The sequence below is a fragment of the Citrobacter sp. Cpa228 genome (assembly GCF_030333085.1).
In the GTDB taxonomy this organism is placed as follows: domain Bacteria; phylum Pseudomonadota; class Gammaproteobacteria; order Enterobacterales; family Enterobacteriaceae; genus Citrobacter; species Citrobacter pasteurii.
Window position 1 is genome coordinate 232,714 of sequence record NZ_JAOWGQ010000055.1, and the last position, 21,371, is coordinate 254,084.

At 53.3% G+C, this 21,371-nt stretch carries 22 protein-coding genes; 16 read left to right on the forward strand and 6 right to left on the reverse strand.

Annotation, left to right across the window (positions count from 1 at the left end):
- The first annotated feature begins 174 nt into the window (after positions 1–174).
- From fadI to sixA, 3 genes are all read left to right on the forward strand, one after another.
- Positions 175–1,485 carry an acetyl-CoA C-acyltransferase FadI gene (gene fadI, locus OGX91_RS19670; protein ID WP_005129753.1) on the forward strand — a complete coding sequence of 437 codons (1,311 nt, stop codon included), beginning with the start codon at positions 175–177 and terminating at the stop codon, positions 1,483–1,485.
- Entirely contained in the window at positions 1,485–3,632 is a 2,148-nt protein-coding gene (gene fadJ, locus OGX91_RS19675) for a fatty acid oxidation complex subunit alpha FadJ (RefSeq protein WP_286627220.1), read from the forward strand. Before fadI ends, fadJ begins: the two co-directional genes overlap by 1 nt.
- Before the next feature lie 208 nt (positions 3,633–3,840).
- Positions 3,841–4,326, forward strand: coding sequence for a phosphohistidine phosphatase SixA (gene sixA, locus OGX91_RS19680; protein ID WP_286627221.1), 486 nt, complete (start codon positions 3,841–3,843; stop codon positions 4,324–4,326).
- A 79-nt stretch (positions 4,327–4,405) separates the two neighbouring features.
- Here sixA and smrB read toward each other — a convergent pair whose 3' ends face one another.
- A complete protein-coding gene (gene smrB / locus OGX91_RS19685) occupies positions 4,406–4,957 on the reverse strand; it encodes an endonuclease SmrB (protein ID WP_040231380.1) in 552 nt (183 codons plus the stop codon).
- 166 nt (positions 4,958–5,123) lie between these two features.
- Between smrB and prmB the strand changes: the two genes are divergently transcribed.
- From prmB to OGX91_RS19715, 6 genes are read left to right on the forward strand one after another with little or no spacing between them, the layout of a single operon-like run.
- On the forward strand, positions 5,124–6,056 hold the full coding sequence (gene prmB / locus OGX91_RS19690; RefSeq protein WP_005129736.1) for a 50S ribosomal protein L3 N(5)-glutamine methyltransferase: 933 nt from the start codon (positions 5,124–5,126) through the stop codon (positions 6,054–6,056).
- Between the two features lie 43 nt (positions 6,057–6,099).
- Entirely contained in the window at positions 6,100–7,185 is a 1,086-nt protein-coding gene (aroC, locus tag OGX91_RS19695; RefSeq protein WP_286627222.1) for a chorismate synthase, read from the forward strand.
- Positions 7,186–7,187: 2 nt separating this feature from the next.
- Positions 7,188–8,012 carry a penicillin-insensitive murein endopeptidase gene (gene mepA / locus OGX91_RS19700; protein ID WP_286627223.1) on the forward strand — a complete coding sequence of 275 codons (825 nt, stop codon included), beginning with the start codon at positions 7,188–7,190 and terminating at the stop codon, positions 8,010–8,012.
- A complete protein-coding gene (locus OGX91_RS19705; RefSeq protein WP_286627224.1) occupies positions 8,012–8,821 on the forward strand; it encodes a sulfite exporter TauE/SafE family protein in 810 nt (269 codons plus the stop codon). Before mepA ends, OGX91_RS19705 begins: the two co-directional genes overlap by 1 nt.
- Positions 8,821–9,369, forward strand: a complete 549-nt coding sequence (locus tag OGX91_RS19710; RefSeq protein ID WP_005129723.1) for an elongation factor P hydroxylase — start codon at positions 8,821–8,823, stop codon at positions 9,367–9,369. The genes OGX91_RS19705 and OGX91_RS19710 overlap by 1 nt, the downstream gene beginning before the upstream one ends.
- Positions 9,370–9,401: 32 nt before the next feature.
- Positions 9,402–9,677 carry a YfcL family protein gene (locus OGX91_RS19715; protein WP_005129722.1) on the forward strand — a complete coding sequence of 92 codons (276 nt, stop codon included), beginning with the start codon at positions 9,402–9,404 and terminating at the stop codon, positions 9,675–9,677.
- Between the two features lie 123 nt (positions 9,678–9,800).
- On the opposite strand, the gene mnmC is transcribed toward OGX91_RS19715, so the two are convergent.
- Entirely contained in the window at positions 9,801–11,801 is a 2,001-nt protein-coding gene (mnmC, locus tag OGX91_RS19720; RefSeq protein WP_286627225.1) for a bifunctional tRNA (5-methylaminomethyl-2-thiouridine)(34)-methyltransferase MnmC2/FAD-dependent 5-carboxymethylaminomethyl-2-thiouridine(34) oxidoreductase MnmC1, read from the reverse strand.
- A 159-nt stretch (positions 11,802–11,960) separates the two neighbouring features.
- On the opposite strand from mnmC, the gene fabB reads away from it, so the two are divergent.
- Positions 11,961–13,181, forward strand: a complete 1,221-nt coding sequence (gene fabB, locus OGX91_RS19725) for a beta-ketoacyl-ACP synthase I (protein ID WP_005129715.1) — start codon at positions 11,961–11,963, stop codon at positions 13,179–13,181.
- Between the two features lie 47 nt (positions 13,182–13,228).
- Here the strand turns inward: fabB and OGX91_RS19730 are convergent, their stop codons facing one another.
- The 3 genes from OGX91_RS19730 to OGX91_RS19740 form a co-directional block, all read right to left on the reverse strand.
- Positions 13,229–13,747: a YqhG/Tai3 family protein gene (locus OGX91_RS19730; protein WP_286627226.1), complete on the reverse strand. Its 519-nt coding sequence runs from the start codon at positions 13,745–13,747 to the stop codon at positions 13,229–13,231.
- A complete protein-coding gene (locus tag OGX91_RS19735; RefSeq protein WP_040231374.1) occupies positions 13,747–14,115 on the reverse strand; it encodes an NlpC/P60 family protein in 369 nt (122 codons plus the stop codon). The genes OGX91_RS19730 and OGX91_RS19735 overlap by 1 nt, the downstream gene beginning before the upstream one ends.
- A gap of 150 nt (positions 14,116–14,265) precedes the next feature.
- The gene (locus OGX91_RS19740; RefSeq protein ID WP_005129710.1) at positions 14,266–14,523 is read right to left on the reverse strand and encodes a helix-turn-helix domain-containing protein; all 258 of its coding nucleotides are present in this window, start codon (positions 14,521–14,523) and stop codon (positions 14,266–14,268) included.
- 172 nt (positions 14,524–14,695) lie between these two features.
- Here OGX91_RS19740 and OGX91_RS19745 point away from each other — a divergent pair, with 172 nt between their 5' ends.
- The gene (locus tag OGX91_RS19745) at positions 14,696–15,070 is read left to right on the forward strand and encodes a MerR family transcriptional regulator (protein WP_286627300.1); all 375 of its coding nucleotides are present in this window, start codon (positions 14,696–14,698) and stop codon (positions 15,068–15,070) included.
- 179 nt (positions 15,071–15,249) lie between these two features.
- Positions 15,250–16,428: an MFS transporter gene (locus OGX91_RS19750; RefSeq protein ID WP_149691452.1), complete on the forward strand. Its 1,179-nt coding sequence runs from the start codon at positions 15,250–15,252 to the stop codon at positions 16,426–16,428.
- Here OGX91_RS19750 and flk read toward each other — a convergent pair.
- Complete coding sequence (gene flk, locus OGX91_RS19755) at positions 16,425–17,432, reverse strand: flagella biosynthesis regulator Flk (protein ID WP_040231473.1); 1,008 nt, start codon at positions 17,430–17,432, stop codon at positions 16,425–16,427. The two genes, OGX91_RS19750 and flk, sit on opposite strands and share 4 nt — an antisense overlap.
- Positions 17,433–17,540: 108 nt before the next feature.
- On the opposite strand from flk, the gene pdxB reads away from it, so the two are divergent.
- From pdxB to OGX91_RS19775, 4 genes are all read left to right on the forward strand, one after another.
- Positions 17,541–18,677, forward strand: coding sequence for a 4-phosphoerythronate dehydrogenase PdxB (gene pdxB / locus OGX91_RS19760; RefSeq protein ID WP_005129701.1), 1,137 nt, complete (start codon positions 17,541–17,543; stop codon positions 18,675–18,677).
- 67 nt (positions 18,678–18,744) lie between these two features.
- Complete coding sequence (locus tag OGX91_RS19765; RefSeq protein WP_040231370.1) at positions 18,745–19,758, forward strand: aspartate-semialdehyde dehydrogenase; 1,014 nt, start codon at positions 18,745–18,747, stop codon at positions 19,756–19,758.
- Positions 19,758–20,570 carry a tRNA pseudouridine(38-40) synthase TruA gene (truA, locus tag OGX91_RS19770; protein WP_005129692.1) on the forward strand — a complete coding sequence of 271 codons (813 nt, stop codon included), beginning with the start codon at positions 19,758–19,760 and terminating at the stop codon, positions 20,568–20,570. The genes OGX91_RS19765 and truA overlap by 1 nt, the downstream gene beginning before the upstream one ends.
- A 24-nt stretch (positions 20,571–20,594) precedes the next feature.
- Positions 20,595–21,254, forward strand: a complete 660-nt coding sequence (locus OGX91_RS19775) for a DedA family protein (protein WP_040231369.1) — start codon at positions 20,595–20,597, stop codon at positions 21,252–21,254.
- The last annotated feature ends 117 nt before the right edge of the window (positions 21,255–21,371 follow it).

Sequence of the window (21,371 nt, forward strand, 5' to 3'; positions counted from 1 at the left end):
CCTTCTGCTCATGCCCTTGCCACCAGGTGGCAAGGGCATTTTCGTAACAGTCAGTGACTATTCACTGTGTCATAGCTCTCACTTTCTTTTCTCCCCGCTTGGCTAAATGTAAAAAATTGGTTAAGACTGTGATCAGGTCAGACCACTTATTATTATTTTTTACAGGGGAGTGTTATGAGTCAGGCTTTACCGCTGGTTACCCGCCAGGGCGACCGTATCGCCATCGTGAGCGGATTGCGTACGCCATTTGCTCGTCAGGCTACCGCGTTTCATGGCATTCCCGCCGTTGATTTGGGAAAAATGGTTGTTGGTGAATTGCTGGCCCGCAGCGAAATACCTGCTGATGTGATTGAACAGCTGGTTTTTGGCCAGGTGGTGCAAATGCCGGAAGCCCCCAACATTGCCCGGGAAATCGTTCTGGGAACCGGGATGAATGTGCATACAGATGCTTACAGCGTAAGCCGGGCTTGTGCAACCAGCTTTCAGGCCGTGGCGAATGTCGCTGAAAGCCTGATGGCCGGTACTATTCGTGCTGGGATTGCCGGTGGCGCAGACTCCTCTTCCGTTCTGCCTATTGGCGTCAGCAAAAAGCTGGCGCGAGTACTGGTGGATGTCAATAAAGCCCGCACAACCGGGCAACGTCTGAAGCTCTTTGCCCGGCTACGCTTGCGCGACCTGATGCCTGTGCCACCTGCAGTGGCTGAATATTCCACCGGTTTACGCATGGGAGATACCGCCGAGCAAATGGCTAAAACTTATGGCATCACGCGTGAGCAGCAGGATGCGCTGGCGCACCGTTCTCATCAGCGAGCAGCTCAGGCGTGGGCTGAAGGAAAACTGGCAGATGAGGTGATGACGACCTACATCCCCCCCTTTAAAGATCCTTTTTCAGAAGATAACAATATTCGTGGTAACTCTACGCTGGCGGATTACGCCAAACTGCGTCCGGCATTTGACAGAAAACACGGTACCGTTACCGCGGCCAACAGCACCCCGCTGACGGATGGCGCAGCCGCCGTGATTATGATGACGGAGTCGCGCGCGAAAGAACTGGGGCTGGTGCCGCTGGGATACCTGCGTAGTTTTGCCTTCACCGGCATCGATGTCTGGCAGGACATGCTGCTGGGGCCGGCGTGGTCGACACCGCTTGCCCTGGAGCGCGCAGGGTTAACCATGGCGGATTTAACGCTTATTGATATGCATGAAGCCTTTGCCGCACAAACGCTGGCGAACCTCCAGTTGCTGGGCAGCGAGCGTTTTGCCCGCGAAGTGCTTGGGCGCTCCCACGCCACTGGCGAAGTCGATGACAGTAAATTTAACGTGCTGGGTGGCTCAATTGCCTATGGGCACCCATTCGCCGCCACCGGTGCACGCATGATCACTCAAACCCTCCATGAACTACGCCGTCGTGGCGGTGGGTTTGGTTTAGTGACAGCCTGTGCGGCGGGTGGTCTGGGTGCGGCAATGGTTCTGGAGGCAGAATAATGGAAATGACATCGGCTTTTACGCTCAACGTGCGTCTGGATAACGTCGCCGTTGTCTCCATTGATGTGCCCGGCGAGAAAATGAATACCCTGAAAGCGGAGTTCGCTTCCCAGGTTCGGGCCATTCTGAAACAAATTCGCGACAACAAAGCATTGCGCGGCGTGGTGTTTATTTCGGCGAAACCCGATAACTTTATCGCCGGGGCGGATATCAACATGATTGGTAGTTGTCGCAGCGCACAGGAAGCTGAAACGCTGGCCCGTCAGGGGCAGCAGATCATGGCGGAAATTAATGCATTGCCGATCCCGGTTGTTGCCGCTATTCATGGTGCCTGTCTGGGCGGTGGCCTGGAAATGGCACTGGCGTGCCACAACCGTATTTGTACCGATGATGCTAAAACCGTGCTGGGTTTACCGGAAGTGCAGTTAGGCCTGCTTCCCGGTTCCGGTGGCACCCAGCGATTGCCCCGCCTTATTGGTGTCAGTACTGCACTGGATATGATCCTGACAGGAAAACAGCTCCGGGCAAAACAGGCGCTAAAAGTGGGGTTGGTGGATGAAGTAGTACCACAGGCCATTTTGCTGGAAGCGGCTGTAGAACTGGCCAAAAAAGACAGTTCGGCGCACCGGGTTCTGCCCGTACGTGAACGCGTGTTGGCGGGGCCGCTGGGACGTGCGCTGCTGTTTCGTATGGTCAGTAAAAAGACGGCGCAAAAAACGCTGGGCAACTACCCTGCGACGGATCGTATTCTTGAGGTCATCGAAACCGGTCTCGCGCAGGGCAGCAGCAGCGGCTATGAGGCGGAAGCCCGCGCGTTTGGCGAGCTGGCGATGACTTCGCAGTCTAAGGCGCTACGGAACATCTTTTTTGCCAACACCGACGTGAAAAAAGATCCCGGTAGCGAAGCGAAGCCCGGCCCGCTGAATAGCGTCGGTATTTTGGGCGGTGGCCTGATGGGCGGCGGTATTGCTTACGTCACGGCCTGTAAAGGTGGCTTGCCGGTGCGCATCAAAGATATTAACGCTAAGGGAATCAACCACGCGCTGAAGTACAGCTGGGAGCAGCTTGAAACGAAGGTTCGCCGCCGTCATATTAAAGCGAGCGAGCGTGATAAACAGCTGGCGCTGATTTCGGGAACCACCGATTATCGCGGTTTTGCTCATCGCGATCTGATTATTGAAGCGGTATTCGAAGATCTGTCATTAAAACAACAGATGGTGGCAGAAATTGAGCAGAACTGTGCCACTCATACCATTTTTGCGTCTAACACCTCGTCTTTGCCAATTGGCGATATTGCGGCGAACGCAGCCAGACCTGAACAGGTAATTGGTCTGCACTTCTTTAGCCCGGTAGAAAAAATGCCACTTGTGGAAGTGATTCCGCATGCAACAACCTCTGAGCAGACGATTGCCACAACCGTTAAGTTAGCGAAAAAACAAGGCAAAACGCCGATTGTTGTCCAGGATAAGGCTGGCTTTTACGTTAACCGTATTTTAGCGCCTTACATCAACGAAGCGATTCGCATGCTGACTGAAGGCGAACGTGTCGACACGATTGATGCCGCGCTGGTTAAGTTTGGTTTTCCGGTAGGGCCAATCCAACTTTTGGATGAGGTCGGAATTGATACGGGCACTAAAATTATACCAGTGCTTGAGGCCGCCTATGGAGAACGTTTTAGCGCGCCTGCAAATGTTGTTGCTTCAATTTTGAATGACGATCGCAAAGGCAGAAAAAATGGTCGGGGTTTCTATCTTTATGGCGCGAAAGGGCGTAAAAGCAAAAAACAGGTCGACCCCGCAATTTATACGTTTATTGGCGTCCAGGGTCAGGGCCAACTCGCAGCCCAGCAAATTGCAGAGCGGTGTGTCATGTTAATGCTTAACGAAGCAGCACGCTGTTTTGGTGAGCAGGTCGTCCGCAGCGCACGTGATGGTGATATCGGCGCTGTATTTGGTATTGGTTTTCCGCCATTCCTCGGCGGCCCGTTCCGGTATATGGATTCTCTCGGTGCGGGTGAGGTGGTTGCGGTTCTGCAACGACTGTCCACGCAATATGGTTCACGGTTTACACCGTGTGAACAGTTATTGCAGATGGCGGAACGTGGTGAAAGATTCTGGGATATCGGGGAAACTGACCTGAATTCATGAGGTCAAAGGTAGGATGAATCCGCACTGAATGTATGGGTCGCGCTCAAAATGTAAACAGAGATTGACTATACTTACGCCGTTGAGGTAAAAAACAGCGTTTCATTCGGTGAATGGATAAGGCACAATGCCGGCCACCACATCGTTACCACGGTCAATAGGGGCTGTGAATAAAGGTGTTGGTGATTCTGGTTAACAAAAGCGGTGCAATATGCAAGTTTTTATCATGCGTCACGGCGACGCGGCCCTCGATGCCGCCAGTGATTCGGTTCGTCCTTTAACCTCTTGTGGTTGTGACGAATCTCGCCTGATGGCGAACTGGCTTAAAGGTCAAAAAGTGGATATCGAACGTGTTCTGGTGAGCCCGTTCCTACGAGCCGAACAGACGCTGGACGTGGTGGGAGAGTGTATGAACCTGCCAGCCAGTGTGGATGTTTTGCCGGAGCTGACTCCCTGCGGCGATGTCGGTCTGGTCAGTGCCTATTTACAGGCTCTGGCCAATGAAGGTATCGCCACGGCACTGGTTATCTCTCACTTGCCTTTAGTGGGGTATCTGGTGTCTGAGCTTTGCCCAGGTGAAACACCGCCGATGTTTACCACATCAGCGATTGCCAGCGTAACGCTTGATGAGAGCGGGAAGGGTACTTTTAACTGGCAGATGAGCCCGTGTAACCTGAAAATGGCAAAAGCGATTTGAAAAGGTTGGTATCGGATAAGGCACAGCTGCCATCCGGAAAATCAAAGAGCCGCAAATGCGGCTCTTTCTGTTTCCTGCATCAGGGGAGTTCAGGCGGCAACCACTCTTCCACTTCGATCAGTACCAGCAGCGCGGCATCACCACCGTACTCTTTCGGTGCCTGATGGAAGGCCATCACATGCGGATGTTGTGCCAGCCAGAGCGGTGTTTGCTGCTTAAGAATATGCTTCCCGTGGCCATGCATTACGCAGGCGCAAAACACATGCTCACGACGACAGGCGGCAATCAGCGCGCCTAACTCCTGTTTGGCCTGCTGCTGGGTCAGCCCATGCAGATCGAGAAACAGCTCCGGGGAGTAATCACCACGGCGCATTTTCTTCAGTTCGAAATGGCTGACGTCGGCACGCAGGTATCTTACCGGGCCGTCCGTATTCAGCAGCGGCTGAAACTCATCCGAGAAATAGTGGCTGGCATCAGCCTGCTCCTGTAGCAGTCTTTTAACCGGAACCTCGGCAATTTTTTTACGTGGCGGCCGATGAACAATAGTGTCCTGCTTAATTTGCCGGGTGCCGGTCATCAGCTGGCGAAACAGCGTCTGATCCTCCTCGCTGAGCGATGTTTTCTTTTTCATTCGAGTGTCTCATCTTTTATTTTCCCTTAGTTTAACCCGACTCGACGGGCATCCGATCGCTTAAAACGCAATTTTCGCGCTCAGGCTCCGCGTGAATGCTGATTTATCGCCGTCTTCGTGGCAAACTAGCCGCCGAATTTAATGCGAGCATGCCCTGGAGAAATACGTGGATAAAATTTTCGTCGATGAAGCCGTGAGTGAACTGCATACCATTCAGGACATGTTGCGTTGGGCGGTCAGCCGTTTTAGCGCGGCGAATATCTGGTATGGGCATGGCACGGATAACCCATGGGACGAGGCCGTACAGCTGGTGCTGCCGTCGCTTTATTTGCCGCTGGATATCCCAGAAGATATGCGCACTGCGCGTCTGACCTCCAGCGAGCGCCATCGTATTGTTGAACGCGTGATTCGCCGCGTCAACGAGCGTATTCCGGTGGCTTACTTGACCAACAAAGCCTGGTTCTGCGGGCATGAATTCTATGTTGATGAGCGCGTGCTGGTTCCGCGTTCACCGATTGGCGAGCTTATCAATAACCGCTTTGCGGGCCTGATTAATGAGCAGCCGCAGCATATCCTCGATATGTGCACCGGCAGCGGCTGTATTGCTATCGCCTGTGCGTATGCCTTCCCGGAAGCTGAAGTTGATGCGGTGGATATCTCCACTGACGCGCTGGCGGTGACCGAACACAATATTGAAGAGCACGGCCTGATTCATCACGTCACGCCAATCCGTTCCGACCTGTTCCGCGATCTGGTGAAAATCCAGTATGACCTGATTGTCACTAACCCGCCGTATGTTGATGCGGAAGACATGTCGGACCTGCCGAATGAATACCGTCATGAGCCTGAACTGGGTCTGGCATCCGGTAGTGATGGACTGAAGCTGACTCGCCGCATTTTGGGTAACGCCCCGGACTACCTGTCAGATAACGGTATTCTGATTTGTGAAGTCGGAAACAGCATGGTACATCTGATAGAGCAATACCCTGATGTGCCGTTTACCTGGCTGGAATTCGACAATGGTGGAGACGGTGTATTCATGCTGACCAAAGAGCAGTTAGTTGCTGCTCGCGAGCACTTCAGCATTTATAAAGACTAACTACACGCGCACGCACATACACAACACGCATAACGGAGCCGTGATGGCAGGAAACACAATTGGGCAACTCTTTCGCGTAACCACTTTCGGCGAATCACACGGGCTGGCGCTCGGTTGTATTGTCGATGGTGTTCCGCCGGGCATTTCTCTGACAGAAGCTGACCTGCAGCACGATCTCGACAGACGTCGTCCTGGTACTTCACGTTACACTACGCAGCGCCGTGAGCCGGATCAGGTGAAAATCCTCTCCGGCGTGTTTGAGGGTGTTACTACCGGCACCAGCATTGGCTTGCTGATCGAAAATACCGATCAACGTTCACAGGATTACGGCGCGATTAAGGATGTTTTCCGTCCAGGACACGCTGACTATACCTATGAGCAGAAATATGGCCTGCGCGACTACCGGGGCGGCGGACGTTCATCCGCACGTGAAACGGCAATGCGCGTGGCGGCTGGCGCGATAGCCAAAAAATATCTGGCGGAAAAATTCGGCGTTGAAATTCGCGGCTGTCTGACGCAGATGGGGGATATTCCGCTGGAGATCAAAGACTGGTCTCAGGTGGAGCTTAACCCGTTCTTTTGTCCAGACCCGGATAAAATCGGCGCGCTGGACGAACTGATGCGCGGGCTGAAGAAGGAGGGTGACTCCATCGGGGCAAAAGTGACCGTGGTTGCAAGCGGAGTACCTGCGGGTCTCGGCGAACCTGTATTCGATCGTCTGGATGCCGACATCGCCCATGCGCTGATGAGCATTAACGCCGTTAAGGGCGTTGAGATTGGCGACGGATTTGACGTTGTAGCGCTGCGCGGCAGTCAGAACCGCGATGAGATCACCAAAGAAGGTTTCCAGAGCAACCATGCGGGCGGCATTCTGGGCGGGATCAGCAGCGGGCAACAAATCATTGCCCATATGGCGCTGAAACCGACGTCCAGCATCACTGTGCCTGGGCGTACTATCAACCGCTTTGGTGAAGAAGTCGACATGATCACTAAAGGTCGTCACGATCCGTGTGTTGGGATCCGCGCCGTACCGATCGCTGAAGCAATGCTGGCGATCGTGTTGATGGATCACCTGTTGCGTCAGCGGGCGCAAAATGCGGATGTGAAGACCGATATTCCACGCTGGTAAAAATGAAAAAAACGGCACTTGCGGCGCTGGCTCTGTTTGCCAGTACCGCCTGTCTGGCGGCGACGCCCTGGCAGAAAATTACCCACCCGGTTGCAGGCAGCGCGCAGTCTATCGGCGCGTTTTCCAATGGCTGTATTGTTGGCGCAGATACGCTGCCTGTACAGTCAGAACACTATCAGGTGATGCGCACCGATCAGCGTCGTTACTTTGGTCATCCGGATCTGGTGATGTTTATCCAGCGTCTGAGTAATCAGGCCAATAATTTGGGGCTGGGCACGGTGTTAATCGGTGATATGGGCATGCCGGCCGGTGGGCGATTCAATGGCGGTCACGCCAGCCACCAGACGGGACTGGATGTGGATATTTTCCTGCAACTGCCGAAAACGCGCTGGACTCAGTCACAACTCCTGCGGCCTCAGGCGTTAGATCTGGTCTCACAGGATGGCAAGCGGGTTGTGCCGTCTCTGTGGAAGCCGGAGATTTTCAGCCTGGTAAGGCTGGCGGCAAAAGATAATGAAGTAACGCGTATTTTCGTGAATCCGGCGATTAAGCAACAACTTTGTCTGGATGCAGGGACCGACAGGGACTGGTTGCGTAAAGTGCGGCCGTGGTTCCAGCACCGTGCGCATATGCACGTCCGGTTACGTTGTCCTGCCGACAGTCTTGAGTGCGAAGATCAACCGTTACCGCCACCGGGTGACGGCTGTGGCGCGGAGCTGCAAAGCTGGTTCGAACCTCCAAAACCTGGAACCACCAAGCCTGAGAAGAAGACACCGCCGCCGTTGCCGCCTTCCTGCCAGGCGCTGCTGGATGAGCATGTACTTTAATGGATAATTTTGCCTCTCTGTTTATGGTGTCTCCGCTGTTGCTGGGCGTTCTTTTTTTTGTGGCAATGCTGGCAGGTTTTATTGATTCTCTGGCGGGGGGCGGTGGCTTGCTCACCATCCCCGCGTTGATGGCGGCCGGGATGCCACCCGCGCAAGCGCTTGCCACCAATAAATTGCAGGCCTGCGGGGGATCTATCTCTTCTTCCCTCTATTTTATTCGCCGGGGTGTGGTTAACCTGGCGGATCAAAAGCTCAATATCTTTATGACCTTTATTGGGTCAATGAGCGGCGCGCTGCTGGTTCAGCACGTGCAGTCAGACATTTTGCGCCAGATCCTGCCAGTACTGGTTATCTGTATTGGCCTCTACTTTCTGTTAATGCCGAAAGTGGGGGAAGAGGACCGACAGCGTCGATTGCATGGTTTGCCTTTCGCGCTGGTGGCCGGGGGCTGCGTCGGCTTTTACGATGGCTTTTTTGGCCCGGCGGCGGGGTCGTTCTACGCGCTGGCCTTTGTCATGCTGTGTGGCTATAACCTGGCGAAATCGACGGCCCACGCCAAAGTATTAAATGCCACTTCGAATATCGGTGGGCTGCTGTTGTTTGCTCTCGGCGGCAAAGTGATTTGGGCGACCGGATTTGTGATGCTCATTGGCCAGTTTATTGGCGCACGGATGGGCTCACGGCTGGTGCTCAGCAAAGGACAAAAACTCATTCGGCCAATGATTGTCATCGTCTCCGCCGTGATGAGTGCCAAGCTACTTTATGATAATCATGGACAGGAGATTCTCCACTGGCTGGGGATGAACTAATGAATAATACCCATCACTACGAACAGTTAATTGAGATTTTTAACGGCTGTTTTGCCGATGAATTTAATACCCGTCTGATTAAAGGCGACGACGAACCGATCTATCTTCCTGCTGATGCGGAATTACCGTATCACCGTATCGTTTTTGCGCATGGTTATTACGCCAGCGCGTTACACGAAATCTCACACTGGTGCATCGCCGGTAAGGCGCGTCGTGAGCTGGTCGATTTCGGTTACTGGTACTGCCCCGATGGGCGCGACGCGAAGACGCAATGCCAGTTTGAAGATGTGGAAGTGAAGCCGCAGGCGTTTGACTGGCTGTTTTGCATGGCGGCGGGCTACCCGTTTAACGTCAGTTGCGACAACCTGGAAGGGGACTTTGAACCGGATCGCGTGGTATTCCAGCGCCGTGTTCATGCCCAGGTGATGGAGTATCTGGATAAGGGGATCCCCGAACGCCCGGCGCGTTTCATTAACGCACTACAGAATTATTATCACACGCCTGAACTTAAGGCGGAACAATTCCCGTGGCCCGAAGCGCTCAACTGACGCCTATGCCACGTTTACAATGAGGAAAGAAGATGATCGCGGAGTTTGAATCACGCATTCTGGCATTAATCGACGATATGGTAGAGCACGCCAGCGATGATGAGTTGTTTGCCAGTGGTTATTTGCGTGGGCACCTGACGCTGGCCGTTGCTGAACTGGACGGTGGTGAGGACCATTCCGCTGAGGCATTGTACGCCAATGTGACCAGCAGTCTGGAGAAAGCCATCAGCGCGGGCGAACTCTCGCCGCGTGACCAGGCGTTAGTGAAAGAGATGTGGGACACTTTGTTCCAGAAGGCGACAAAATAATAATTGCAGGAGATTGTGCCGGATGGCGACACGGAGGTGTCTTATCCGGCCCACGTGGGCGGGTGTTTGTAGGCCTGATAAGCGTAGCGCCATCAGGCAATGATCGGATGACCCCCCATCCTTTTATTTCACCGTTTTACCCTTCAATAACTTCCGTACCCACAGACGATTCGGATTCAGCGCCGCCAGCGTGCTGGCATCCATGGGAATAGGTTCATCGCTCATTTGCGCGGCCAGAATTTCTGCACATAGCGGGGCAGAACATAGCCCACGTGACCCTAGCGCGCCCAACATGAACAAATCCGGGTATACCGGTGCGCTTAAAGCATGCTCTTTGTCTTCTGCAAGCCGGGCATACTGATCGAGTGTGATGTTATAGTCCGGCACATTACCGACCATCGGTAAATGATCGCGCGTGGCACAACGGACGCCGCAACGGGCAGCATTATCACTGACATTCACTTCTTTTGCCCATGCCGCAGCCGGCAAGCAGTCGATCAAACGTTGACGGTTTTGTCGCTGGTCATCATGACGGAACGACGTCTCTTCAGAACCCCGATGATAGCTGGCGCCAATACAGTGCTGCTGATTTTCCGGGTTTTGCGGGGTAAGGTAGCCGTCGTAGCACAGAACCTGACGTAGTGCGGAAAGCGAAGGCGTCGTGGGAATGTGACTTACCTGACCGCCAACGGAATACACCGGTAGTGACTGAGTCTGTTCAAAACGGTGAATACAATGCCCATTTGCCAGAACCACGACCTCATGTGTTGCCGTTTTTCCACTGGTGAACTGCAACTGCCAACTGGCGGTTTGATGAGCAAGTGAGGTCAGTGTGTGTTGGTAGTGGGTACGTAACCCAAGCGTTGTCGCATAGTCAAGAACGGCAGTGGTAAGCTGTGCCGGACACAGCCATCCGCCGGCCGGGTACTGGATGCCATCACATTCGGTTGCTACGCCTGTTGTTTGCAAAATTTGATCTGCGTCTACCCCGACGGCGAGCGCCCTGGGGAGTTCAAGTGATAGCATTTGGCTGATTTTCTGCTGGCTTTTCTCATCCCAGGCGAGCTGTGTTACGCCACACCAGTCATGGGCAAAATTAACGGGTAGTGCGTCGTACAGGCGACGAGCAAAGGTAAATGCGGTAGGGAAGAAAAGCGTAATCGCCACATCATGTTTACTGAGCAACGGATAGAGTGCGCCCTGACGATTGCCGGAAGCACCCTGCGCAGGTTTATCGTCAGCGCAGTAGAGCGTGACCTGCCAGCCTCTACGCAGTAGCGCCAGAGACAGTAATGCACTGGCAATACCACCGCCAATAATGGCCGCTTCACGTTTCTCCGTTCCTGTACGCAAAAACCACGGGGCTGATGAAGGGGGCGTCATCGTCTGTTCCATCACGCCACACAGCATTTCACGTTTACGACCAAAACCTTTGCACTTCTGCATTGTAAATCCGGCTTCCTGCAATCCCCGGCGTACAAAACCAGCCGAAGTGAAAGTTGCCAGCGTACCACCTGGTCGGGCCAGTCTGGCCATGGCGTTAAAGAGTGTTGGCGTCCACATATCCGGATTTTTTGCCGGGGCGAAGCCGTCCAGGAACCAGGCATCAACCTGTTGGTTCAGGGACTCGTCCAGCTTATCGGTGAGTTCGTTGATGTCGCCGAACCACAGATCCAGAGTAACCCGCCCCTCATCAAGCAGTAGACGATGGCAACCCGCCAGCGGCAGTGGCCACTGTGCCTGGAGTTGCTCTGCCCACGACGCCAGTTCCGGCCAGCGCTGATGCGCTAATGTCAGATCCTCACGCGTCAGCGGAAATTTTTCAAAACTGATGAAATGTAATCTTTCCAGGATAGCTTCAGGGTGGGTAGCGCGAAAGGCGGCGAATGCCTGCCAGAGCGTGAGGAAGTTAAGTCCGGTGCCAAAGCCACTTTCTGCCACCACGAACACCGGGCGTGGGTGCACAGGAAAACGTTCGGCGAGGTGGTTGCCGCCAAGGAAGACGTAACGTGTCTCTTCCAGCCCGTTATCATTGGAAAAATAGACATCGTCAAAATCTCGGGAAACAGGTGTACCCTCAGCGTTGAATTCAAGGTTGGCAGGTTGTATTGCGTATTGTTTCACGTAAGTTACTCGTCTGGCAGGCTGTGCCCCGATCTTAACGAGGAGTGCCTGGCTGCGCAAATTTCCACATTAAATGGCTGATCGGACTTGTTCGGCGTACAAGTGTACGCTATTGTGCCACTCGAAACTTTAAAATAGTGCGACTTACAGAGGTATTGAATGAAACGTGCAGTGATTACTGGCTTGGGCATCGTTTCCAGCATCGGTAATAACCAGCAGGAAGTCCTGGCATCTCTGCGTGAAGGACGTTCAGGGATCACTTTCTCTCAGGAGCTGAAGGACTCCGGCATGCGTAGCCACGTTTGGGGCAACGTAAAACTGGATACCACTGGCCTCATTGACCGCAAAGTAGTGCGCTTTATGAGCGACGCATCCATCTATGCTTTCCTTTCTATGGAGCAGGCAGTGGCTGATGCCGGCCTGGCTGCAGAAGATTACCAGAACAATCCGCGCGTTGGCCTGATTGCAGGTTCCGGCGGCGGCTCCCCGCGTTTTCAGGTATTCGGCGCTGACGCAATGCGCAGCCCGCGCGGTCTGAAAGCGGTTGGCCCGTATGTGGTCACCAAAGCGATGGCGTCCGGCGTTTCTGCCTGCCTCGCGACACCGTTCAAAATCCACGGCGTCAACTACTCCATCAGCTCTGCCTGTGCAACTTCTGCACACTGTATCGGCAACGCTGTTGAACAAATTCAGTTGGGCAAGCAGGACATCGTTTTTGCAGGCGGCGGCGAAGAGTTGTGCTGGGAAATGGCGTGCGAGTTCGACGCAATGGGCGCGCTGTCTACCAAATATAACGACAACCCGTCTCAAGCTTCCCGTACTTATGATGCACACCGTGACGGTTTTGTTATCGCAGGCGGCGGCGGTATGGTTGTTGTCGAAGAACTGGAACACGCTCTGGCTCGTGGCGCGCACATCTATGCGGAAATCGTCGGTTACGGCGCAACGTCTGATGGCGCAGATATGGTTGCTCCGTCAGGTGAAGGTGCAGTTCGCTGCATGCAGATGGCGATGCACGGTGTTGATACCCCGATTGACTACCTGAACTCCCACGGTACTTCTACTCCGGTAGGCGACGTGAAGGAACTGGGCGCAATCCGCGAAGTCTTTGGCGATAACAGCCCGGCCATTTCTGCAACCAAAGCCATGACCGGTCACTCACTGGGTGCGGCTGGCGTTCAGGAAGCTATCTACTCTCTGCTGATGCTGGAACACGGTTTTATCGCGCCAAGCATCAACATTGAAGAGCTGGACGAGCAGGCTGCAGGTCTGAATATCGTGACTAAACCGACCGAGCAAGCGTTGACGACTGTTATGTCTAACAGCTTCGGTTTTGGCGGCACCAACGCCACGCTGGTTATGCGTAAGCTGAAAGCATAAGTCTCGGCTCATGCAGCACACGAAAGGGAGCCGTCAGGCTCCCTTTTTTACTTATTCATCTTTTCGTACTCCGGTGAGATCTCCGCAGACCATGCTTTCGCACGGGTAATATCCCCGGCACTGTAGATGGGCTGTTCATAATGATCGCTAATATTGCGAACGCGATAAATTTTCCAGCGCCAGTCTTCCCAACGCGTATACACTTCCAGCAGCATGGGGGTTTCGCCTGTCGGCCCACCTAATTGTACTTCCACCTTTTCGCCACCGAGAAAGGGTTGAGCCGCTCCAACCCGTAGCAGCGGGATCCATTCTGGGTCGTAATCCTGCACGTACATAAAGTAGTCAGAATCCAGTATTTCCTGCTCGTAAAGACTAGCAATCAGCGCCAGACGATTGATAACGTCTTTCGCTACATAGCGTTGCATGAGCGCGGACGTATCCCGATCTTGTGTGTATGCGGACATCCACGCGAGATAGAATTGTTGAACATCCTGAGTGCTGTCACGGTGGGATGAAGAACAGCCACAAAGTAACAAAACCACAGCAATCAACGAGAACGCTTTCATTACGGTTTCCTGTAAATAGTGTATGACGGTTTTGCCGCCCGATAGCCAGGCCCCGCCCACATATCACGTTGTCTAAAATCGGAGTACCACGCCTGACCGTCAAATATCGCCATATGCCCGCTTGGGTTTCCTCCTTCATAAGGCTGAATAATGACGACATCTCCTTCCCGGGGTTGTTCAAATGTGCCGATGGGGCTGAAACCGGCATTTTTTAGCATGGGGCCATAATCTTTAGCATGATAGGTATTCCCAAGAGTGATACCTCCAGCCTGAATGGCTTTGCGGGTAAATTCCGCGCAGCGTCCTTGAGAATGTGAACCCGCGTGTGATTTAGCGTGATTAACTGCTGTTGTTTTATTCCAGCTCATCATGACTCCTGTTAATGGAATATGTAATAAGTTCGTGTATTGCTTTAACAGGATTTAATCTGATGGAAATAGCCGATAGTGCTATTAATATCGTAAATATATTTGATTGAGATATTAATTAATCTGCTGGGTAAATTATGGATAATGTATTTATAATTGGTGATTATTCTTTGTAACGGCTTTTTTGGCTGATTTTGAGAGATAGCGTGACGGCCAAATTACGTCCGGCGTGGTTTCCAGCGCCTGTGCGATGAGCTGTTCTGCCCGGGGCCAACTGCGGGTAAATACATTACGCAGCGAGTCAGGAGATAAACCCGCCGCACGTGACAACTCTCTTAGTGTAATGCCTCTTTTTTCCAGTGCACTTTTAATATCTGCACGATGCCAGTCTTGGCTTTTTTGTTCCATTCTGTAATCCTAAGAAGATGTGTTATCGGCACCGATATTTTTCAGGTTGAAAATTAGAAAGACAAAAGAACGTTACTTTCTTTTTTGTCGTAGGAATATTGCCAGAATTAATTTGAAATTTCGCGAAAAAGAAAAAATATTTTTATTTCATCAGCAGAAAGGAAAGAAACTGATGGTAAAAGAGTGGTTCACGGTAAAGGAGTGTCTTGAATTACCGGGGTTTCCTGGAAGCGCACCCGCTGTACGCCTGCGCTTAAATACCTATAGTGCAGGGAAAGAGGGCGTTAAGCGTAAGCGTGCGAAATCTAAGGCCGAGGAATTTCATATTTCTGTGTTCCCACTGTATGTACGCTCGTATCTGAATGAAAATGAGAAAACAGAAGCATCAGATCGCAACATCGTGCAGGAAGCAGGACCCAAAGAGATTTGGGATATGATGTTCCTGCTCCTGACGCCGCAGCAGCGTGAACAGGTAACCGGGCGATTCAGAGCGAAAGGCATTGATGCGATATTTCCCTTTTTGTTCGTAGAGAAGTCATCGCTTTGAAACGCACTGCTATGCTTTCACAGTTGACAGCCAGGGCCACTCGCAGGCAGACTCCAGCTTCAACATTATCCTCTTGATAATGCGTAAGCGTTTAACGTTATCCAACGCACCTTAATCCTGATAGTCAGGTAGAGGGGGCGTGGACATTCCTCGCCTTACTCTGCATTTTGGAGTAACGCATGACAGTTGTAACCCAACAAGAAAAAACATCTTCGGCGAATTTTTCGCTGTTTCGTATCGCTTTTGCGGTTTTCCTGACCTATATGACGGTCGGTTTACCTCTGCCCGTCATTCCTCTGTTTGTGCATCAGGAGCTGGGCTATGGCAACACCATGGTCGGTATCGCCGTAGGCGTACAGTTTCTGGCAACGGTATTAACGCGCGGCTACGCCGGGCGCTTAGCCGATCAATATGGTGCTAAACGTTCGGCGCTACAGGGGATGTTTGCCTGTGCGCTGGCGGGCGCGGCGTGGCTGTTAGCCGCGCTATTGCCCGTTTCCGTTCCGGTGAAGTTTGCGTTGTTGATTGTCGGGCGTTTGATCCTTGGTTTTGGCGAAAGCCAGTTGCTCACCGGAACGCTGACCTGGGGGCTGGGGCTGGTTGGGCCAACGCGTTCCGGTAAGGTTATGTCGTGGAACGGAATGGCGATTTACGGCGCGCTGGCCGCGGGGGCGCCGCTGGGGCTTCTGATCCACAGCCACTTTGGCTTTGCGGCGCTGGCAGGAACCACGATGGTATTACCGCTGCTGGCATGGGCATTCAATGGCACCGTGCGCAAAGTGCCTGCACATGCAGGAGAACGCCCTTCGTTATGGAGTGTGGTAGGGCTTATCTGGAAACCGGGTCTGGGCCTGGCGCTGCAGGGCGTGGGCTTTGCGGTAATCGGTACCTTTATTTCGCTCTATTTTGTCAGCAATGGCTGGACGATGGCGGGTTTCACTCTGACCGCATTTGGCGGGGCATTTGTGCTGATGCGCATTCTGTTTGGCTGGATGCCGGACAGGTTTGGCGGTGTGAAGGTTGCTGTTGTTTCGTTGCTGGTTGAAACCGCGGGTCTGATTTTGCTGTGGCAGGCTCCCTCTGCCTGGATTGCGTTGCTGGGAGCGGCATTAACCGGGGCCGGGTGTTCGCTGATCTTCCCGGCGCTGGGCGTGGAGGTGGTGAAGCGAGTGCCTGCCCAGGTTCGTGGTACGGCGCTAGGCGGTTACGCCGCATTTCAGGATATCTCCTACGGTATAAGCGGCCCTGTCGCCGGGGTTCTGGCCACTGCATACGGTTACTCCTCGGTATTCCTTGCCGGGGCGATTTCCGCGGTGGTGGGCATTTTCGTGACGCTGCTGACTCTGCGGAAAGGTTAAGCAAGCAACCAGAACAGGGCTAATGCGATCAGCAAGGCGACAAACATCAGCCCCGGTCGTGCCGACAGTGTTTTTACCGTTTCAATCACCGGTGCGAACGGGCTGAAAATGGGTTGAAGATGACGCGGATCGTTTAATTCCTGCTCCCGGTCACGTTCCACGCGGCGCAGGAAGATTTGATTCAGCAAGTCCTGCACTTGTACCGCTGTCAGGATCGTTTGCGGCTGGATCTGGTACGTTTGCTGCGCATACTCTTTTATGACCGTTAGCTCATTTGGCTCCAGCGGCTGTTTTAGCGCCGCCTGCAACGTTTGCAGCGTCGGCGCATTTTGCTGACTGAGGGTCTGACGCGCCTGCAGCCATGTCACCAGATGCGTAAACTGTTTGGCGGGGATCAGCTCGCCGCTTTTTACACCAGACAGCTCCAGCATCGACTGCCAGATCATCTTGCCGGATTCTCCGGTAGCCGCCGCCAGTTTAGTCACCAACTGGTTCAGCGTATTGTGCTCTGCAGGTAATAGCGGACGGTCGGTGGCCGGCCGCTGCTGCGGTTGCGGTATCGAAAGCTGCCCCTGCTGCAACAGCGTGAGCACGTTCTTCAACTGCTCTGGCGTGAGCTGGCTGAGCGCCGTTTGCCCAAACTGCTGACGGATAAAATCACTCACCGCCTGGCGGTTATTTCCCTGACTCAGTAATTCCGTGAGCTGTGACAGCACCTGACGATTGGCATGATTTTGCTGAGCAACCTCCAGTCGCTGGTTCAGGTTTTGCTCCGCGGCAGGAAAGTGACGTGACTGCAATGGCGTATCACTTTTGACGCCCAGATCGTGCTTCATTCCGGCCCACACCTCAGCGCTTTGCTGTTGGGTAAGCGAAATCAAACGGGTAATCAGTCGTTCCAGTACGGTACGTTGTTGCGTGGATAACGGTTGTTCACCCGCAGCGGAAGGGGCATTTTGGCCTTCGCCGGGAGGGCGGGCGGGCGTACCTGAAATGGGCTGCATCATCTCTGTTCCTTAAATCTGTGCTAACCAGGTCTCGCAGTATGCCTGGCGGCGAGATTATGGCACACTTGCCCGGTTAACTCTCGTTCTCAAACAGGTGCGAAAGACGTGAAAATCCTCGTTGATGAAAATATGCCCTATGCCCGCGAACTGTTCAGTCGTTTGGGGGAGGTCAAAGCGGTTCCCGGTCGCCCGATTCCCGTCACAGAACTGGATGATGCGGATGCTCTAATGGTGCGTTCGGTGACGAAAGTAAACGCATCGCTACTCAGTGGAAAACCGGTAAAGTTTGTTGGTACGGCAACGGCAGGCACTGATCATGTGGATGATGCCTGGCTTGCGCAGTCAGGCATTGGTTTTTCTGCTGCTCCCGGCTGCAATGCGATTGCGGTAGTGGAATATGTCTTCTCTGCGCTGCTGATGCTGGCTGAGCGCGACGGTTTTACCTTACGTGACCGTACGGTCGGTATTGTTGGCGTAGGTAATGTGGGGGGGCGTTTACAGGCGCGCCTGGAAGCATTAGGGATCCGCACCTTGCTGTGCGATCCGCCACGTGCCGATCGCGGTGACGAGGGCGATTTCCGCGCGCTGGAGGATCTGGTTGAGCAAGCAGACGTGTTGACCTTCCACACGCCGTTGTTTAAAGACGGATCCTACAAAACGTTGCACCTGGCCGATGAGGCGCTGATTAGCCGCCTGAAACCGGGCACCATTCTGATTAATGCCTGCCGCGGGCCGGTCGTGGATAATACGGCATTGCTGAACCGATTGAATGCCGGGCAGCCGCTGAGCGTTGTGCTGGATGTCTGGGAAGGAGAGCCGGATCTCAACGTGGCGTTGCTGGAGAAAGCCGATATCGGCACGGCGCACATTGCCGGGTATACCCTGGAAGGGAAAGCGCGTGGCACCACGCAGGTCTTTGAGGCCTATAGTAAGTTTATTGGTCACGAGCAGCACGTTGCGCTCAGTACCCTGTTGCCCGCGCCGGAATTTGGTCGTATCACCCTGCATGGCCCGTTAGATCAGCCAACACTGAAAAGGCTGGTTCATTTAGTGTATGATGTGCGCCGCGATGATGCGCCGCTGCGCAAAGTTGCTGGAATTCCGGGTGAATTTGATAAACTGCGCAAGAATTATCTTGAACGTCGCGAATGGTCGTCTTTATACGTAATGTGTGACGATGCTGCTGCCGCAGCCCTGCTGTGTAAGCTGGGTTTTAACGCCGTTCATCATCCGGCACATTAATGTCTTCTTAATGCTCCCTGTCGAATAATACGACAGGGACGCTTATGTATTTCTGGAGTAAATCACCATGTCTGAAGGCTGGAATATTGCCATTCTGGGCGCAACGGGCGCCGTAGGCGAAGCCCTGCTCGATACGCTGGCTGAACGCCAGTTCCCGGTCGGTGAAATCTATGCGCTGGCACGCAATGAAAGCGCCGGTGAACACCTGCGTTTTAACGGTAAATCGGTCATTGTCCAGGATGTTGCTGACTTTGACTGGACCCAGGCTCAACTGGCATTTTTTGTCGCGGGCGTTGAAGCCACTGCCGCATGGGCGGAAGAAGCAACCAATGCCGGTTGTCTGGTGATTGACAGCAGTGGTCTGTTTGCGCTCGAGCCTGACGTTCCGCTGGTCGTCCCGGACGTTAACCCATTTGTACTGGCGGATTACCGCAATCGTAACGTTATCGCGGTGCCAAACAGCCTGACCAGTCAACTGCTTTCCGCGCTGAAACCGCTGATCGATGACGGTGGCCTCTCACGTATTACGGTAACCAACATTATCTCGGCTTCCGCTCACGGTAAAAAAGCCGTAGACGCACTGGCCGGACAGAGTGCGAAATTGCTTAATGGCATCCCGATTGACGAGGATGACTTCTTTGGCCGCCAACTGGCGTTCAATATGCTACCGCTGTTGCCCGATCGCGAAGGCAGTGTGCGCGAAGAACGTCGTATCGTCGATGAAGTCCGTAAAATTATGCAGGATGATGGCCTGTTAATTTCAGCCAGCATCGTGCAGTCACCGGTATTCTACGGTCATGCGCAGATGGTGAATTTTGAAGCCCTGCGTCCGTTGGCGGCGGAAGAAGCACGTGACGCGTTTTCACGCGGTGAAGATGTGGTGTTGTCAGAAGAGACCGATTTCCCGACTCAGGTTGGCGATGCGTCAGGCTCTCCGCACCTTTCCATTGGCTGCGTGCATAACGATTACGGCATGCCGGAGCAGGTTCAGTTCTGGTCAGTGGCAGACAACGTACGCTTTGGCGGGGCATTGATGGCGGTGAAAATTGCGGAAAAACTGGTGCAGGAGTACCTGTACTAATGTCTGACCTGCAACAGCCGTCAACCCATAAAATTGCGCTGGGCATCGAGTACGACGGCAGCAAATATTATGGCTGGCAGCGCCAGAACGAAGTGCGTAGTGTTCAGGAAAAACTGGAAAAAGCGCTCTCTCAGGTGGCGAATGAACGCATTAATGTCTTTTGTGCGGGACGCACGGATGCGGGCGTTCATGGCACAGGGCAGGTTGTGCACTTTGAAACGACTGCCCAGCGTAAAGATGCGGCCTGGACATTGGGGGTAAATGCGAATTTACCTGGTGACATCGCCGTACGTTGGGTGAAAGCTGTACCCGATGATTTTCACGCCCGATTCAGCGCCACGGCTCGCCGTTATCGCTACATCATCTACAATCATCGGTTGCGCCCTGCGGTTTTAGGTAAAGGGGTAACCCATTACTATGAGCCGCTGGACGCTGAGCGTATGCATCGTGCGGCCCAGTGTCTGATTGGCGAAAATGATTTTACCTCGTTTCGGGCGGTGCAGTGTCAGTCGCGCACACCGTGGCGTAACGTGATGCACATTAACGTCGAACGTTTCGGTGCGTATGTGGTGGTGGATATTAAAGCGAATGCCTTTGTACATCATATGGTCAGGAATATTGTCGGCAGCCTGATGGAAGTAGGCACCCACAACCAGCCGGAGAGCTGGATAGCAGAACTGTTAGCGGCGAAGGACAGAACGCTGGCAGCGGCAACGGCGAAAGCGGAAGGACTGTATCTGGTTGCAGTAGATTACCCGGATCGGTTCGACCTGCCAAAACCGCCAATGGGCCCGCTATTTCTGGCGGACTAATTTGAGTCGTATAAAGGCAAAATTATGGATCTGATTTACTTCCTCATCGATTTTATCCTGCACATTGATGTGCACCTGGCGGAGCTGGTCGCGGAATACGGTATCTGGGTATACGCTATTCTGTTTTTGATTCTGTTCTGTGAAACGGGACTGGTGGTCACGCCGTTCCTGCCAGGAGATTCGCTGCTGTTTGTTGCTGGTGCGCTTTCTGCGCTGCCAACGAACGATCTTAATGTCCATCTGATGGTGGCGTTAATGATAGTGGCGGCGATTGTGGGCGATGCGGTGAATTACACCATCGGGCGATTGTTTGGCGAGAAGCTGTTCAGCAACCCCAATTCCAAAATTTTTCGCCGCAGCTATCTGGATAAAACCCATGCGTTCTATGAGCGTCATGGCGGTAAAACCATTATTCTTGCGCGTTTCGTGCCTATCGTGCGTACATTTGCGCCGTTTGTTGCCGGGATGGGACACATGTCCTACCGTCATTTTGCGATGTATAACGTCGTCGGTGCTCTGCTGTGGGTATTGTTATTCACCTACGCAGGCTACCTGTTCGGCGATCTGCCGATCGTTCAGGAAAACCTGAAATTATTGATTGTGGCGATTATCATTCTTTCCGTATTGCCGGGAGTGATTGAAGTGATTCGCCATAAGCGTGCTGCGTCACGGGCTGCAAAATAGAAAGTAACTCAGCGGTTCGACCACTTTTTTATCCAAAGTTTCGGGCTGTTATGTTTTAATGTGCAACATTCATGGTCTGTTAGGGGCAAAAATGGCATTATGCGCCCCTTATAACAA

Bases quoted from the DNA above. Each gene is read 5' to 3' on its own strand.
- fadI (WP_005129753.1), top strand. From the start codon at position 175: ATGAGTCAGGCTTTACCGCTGGTTACCCGCCAGGGCGACCGTATCGCC.
- fadJ (WP_286627220.1), top strand. From the start codon at position 1,485: ATGGAAATGACATCGGCTTTTACGCTCAACGTGCGTCTGGATAACGTC.
- sixA (WP_286627221.1), top strand. From the start codon at position 3,841: ATGCAAGTTTTTATCATGCGTCACGGCGACGCGGCCCTCGATGCCGCC.
- smrB (WP_040231380.1), bottom strand. From the start codon at position 4,957: ATGAAAAAGAAAACATCGCTCAGCGAGGAGGATCAGACGCTGTTTCGC.
- aroC (WP_286627222.1), top strand. From the start codon at position 6,100: ATGGCAGGAAACACAATTGGGCAACTCTTTCGCGTAACCACTTTCGGC.
- mepA (WP_286627223.1), top strand. From the start codon at position 7,188: ATGAAAAAAACGGCACTTGCGGCGCTGGCTCTGTTTGCCAGTACCGCC.
- OGX91_RS19705 (WP_286627224.1), top strand. From the start codon at position 8,012: ATGGATAATTTTGCCTCTCTGTTTATGGTGTCTCCGCTGTTGCTGGGC.
- OGX91_RS19710 (WP_005129723.1), top strand. From the start codon at position 8,821: ATGAATAATACCCATCACTACGAACAGTTAATTGAGATTTTTAACGGC.
- OGX91_RS19715 (WP_005129722.1), top strand. From the start codon at position 9,402: ATGATCGCGGAGTTTGAATCACGCATTCTGGCATTAATCGACGATATG.
- fabB (WP_005129715.1), top strand. From the start codon at position 11,961: ATGAAACGTGCAGTGATTACTGGCTTGGGCATCGTTTCCAGCATCGGT.
- OGX91_RS19730 (WP_286627226.1), bottom strand. From the start codon at position 13,747: ATGAAAGCGTTCTCGTTGATTGCTGTGGTTTTGTTACTTTGTGGCTGT.
- OGX91_RS19735 (WP_040231374.1), bottom strand. From the start codon at position 14,115: ATGAGCTGGAATAAAACAACAGCAGTTAATCACGCTAAATCACACGCG.
- OGX91_RS19740 (WP_005129710.1), bottom strand. From the start codon at position 14,523: ATGGAACAAAAAAGCCAAGACTGGCATCGTGCAGATATTAAAAGTGCA.
- OGX91_RS19745 (WP_286627300.1), top strand. From the start codon at position 14,696: ATGGTAAAAGAGTGGTTCACGGTAAAGGAGTGTCTTGAATTACCGGGG.
- OGX91_RS19750 (WP_149691452.1), top strand. From the start codon at position 15,250: ATGACAGTTGTAACCCAACAAGAAAAAACATCTTCGGCGAATTTTTCG.
- flk (WP_040231473.1), bottom strand. From the start codon at position 17,432: ATGCAGCCCATTTCAGGTACGCCCGCCCGCCCTCCCGGCGAAGGCCAA.
- OGX91_RS19765 (WP_040231370.1), top strand. From the start codon at position 18,745: ATGTCTGAAGGCTGGAATATTGCCATTCTGGGCGCAACGGGCGCCGTA.
- truA (WP_005129692.1), top strand. From the start codon at position 19,758: ATGTCTGACCTGCAACAGCCGTCAACCCATAAAATTGCGCTGGGCATC.
- OGX91_RS19775 (WP_040231369.1), top strand. From the start codon at position 20,595: ATGGATCTGATTTACTTCCTCATCGATTTTATCCTGCACATTGATGTG.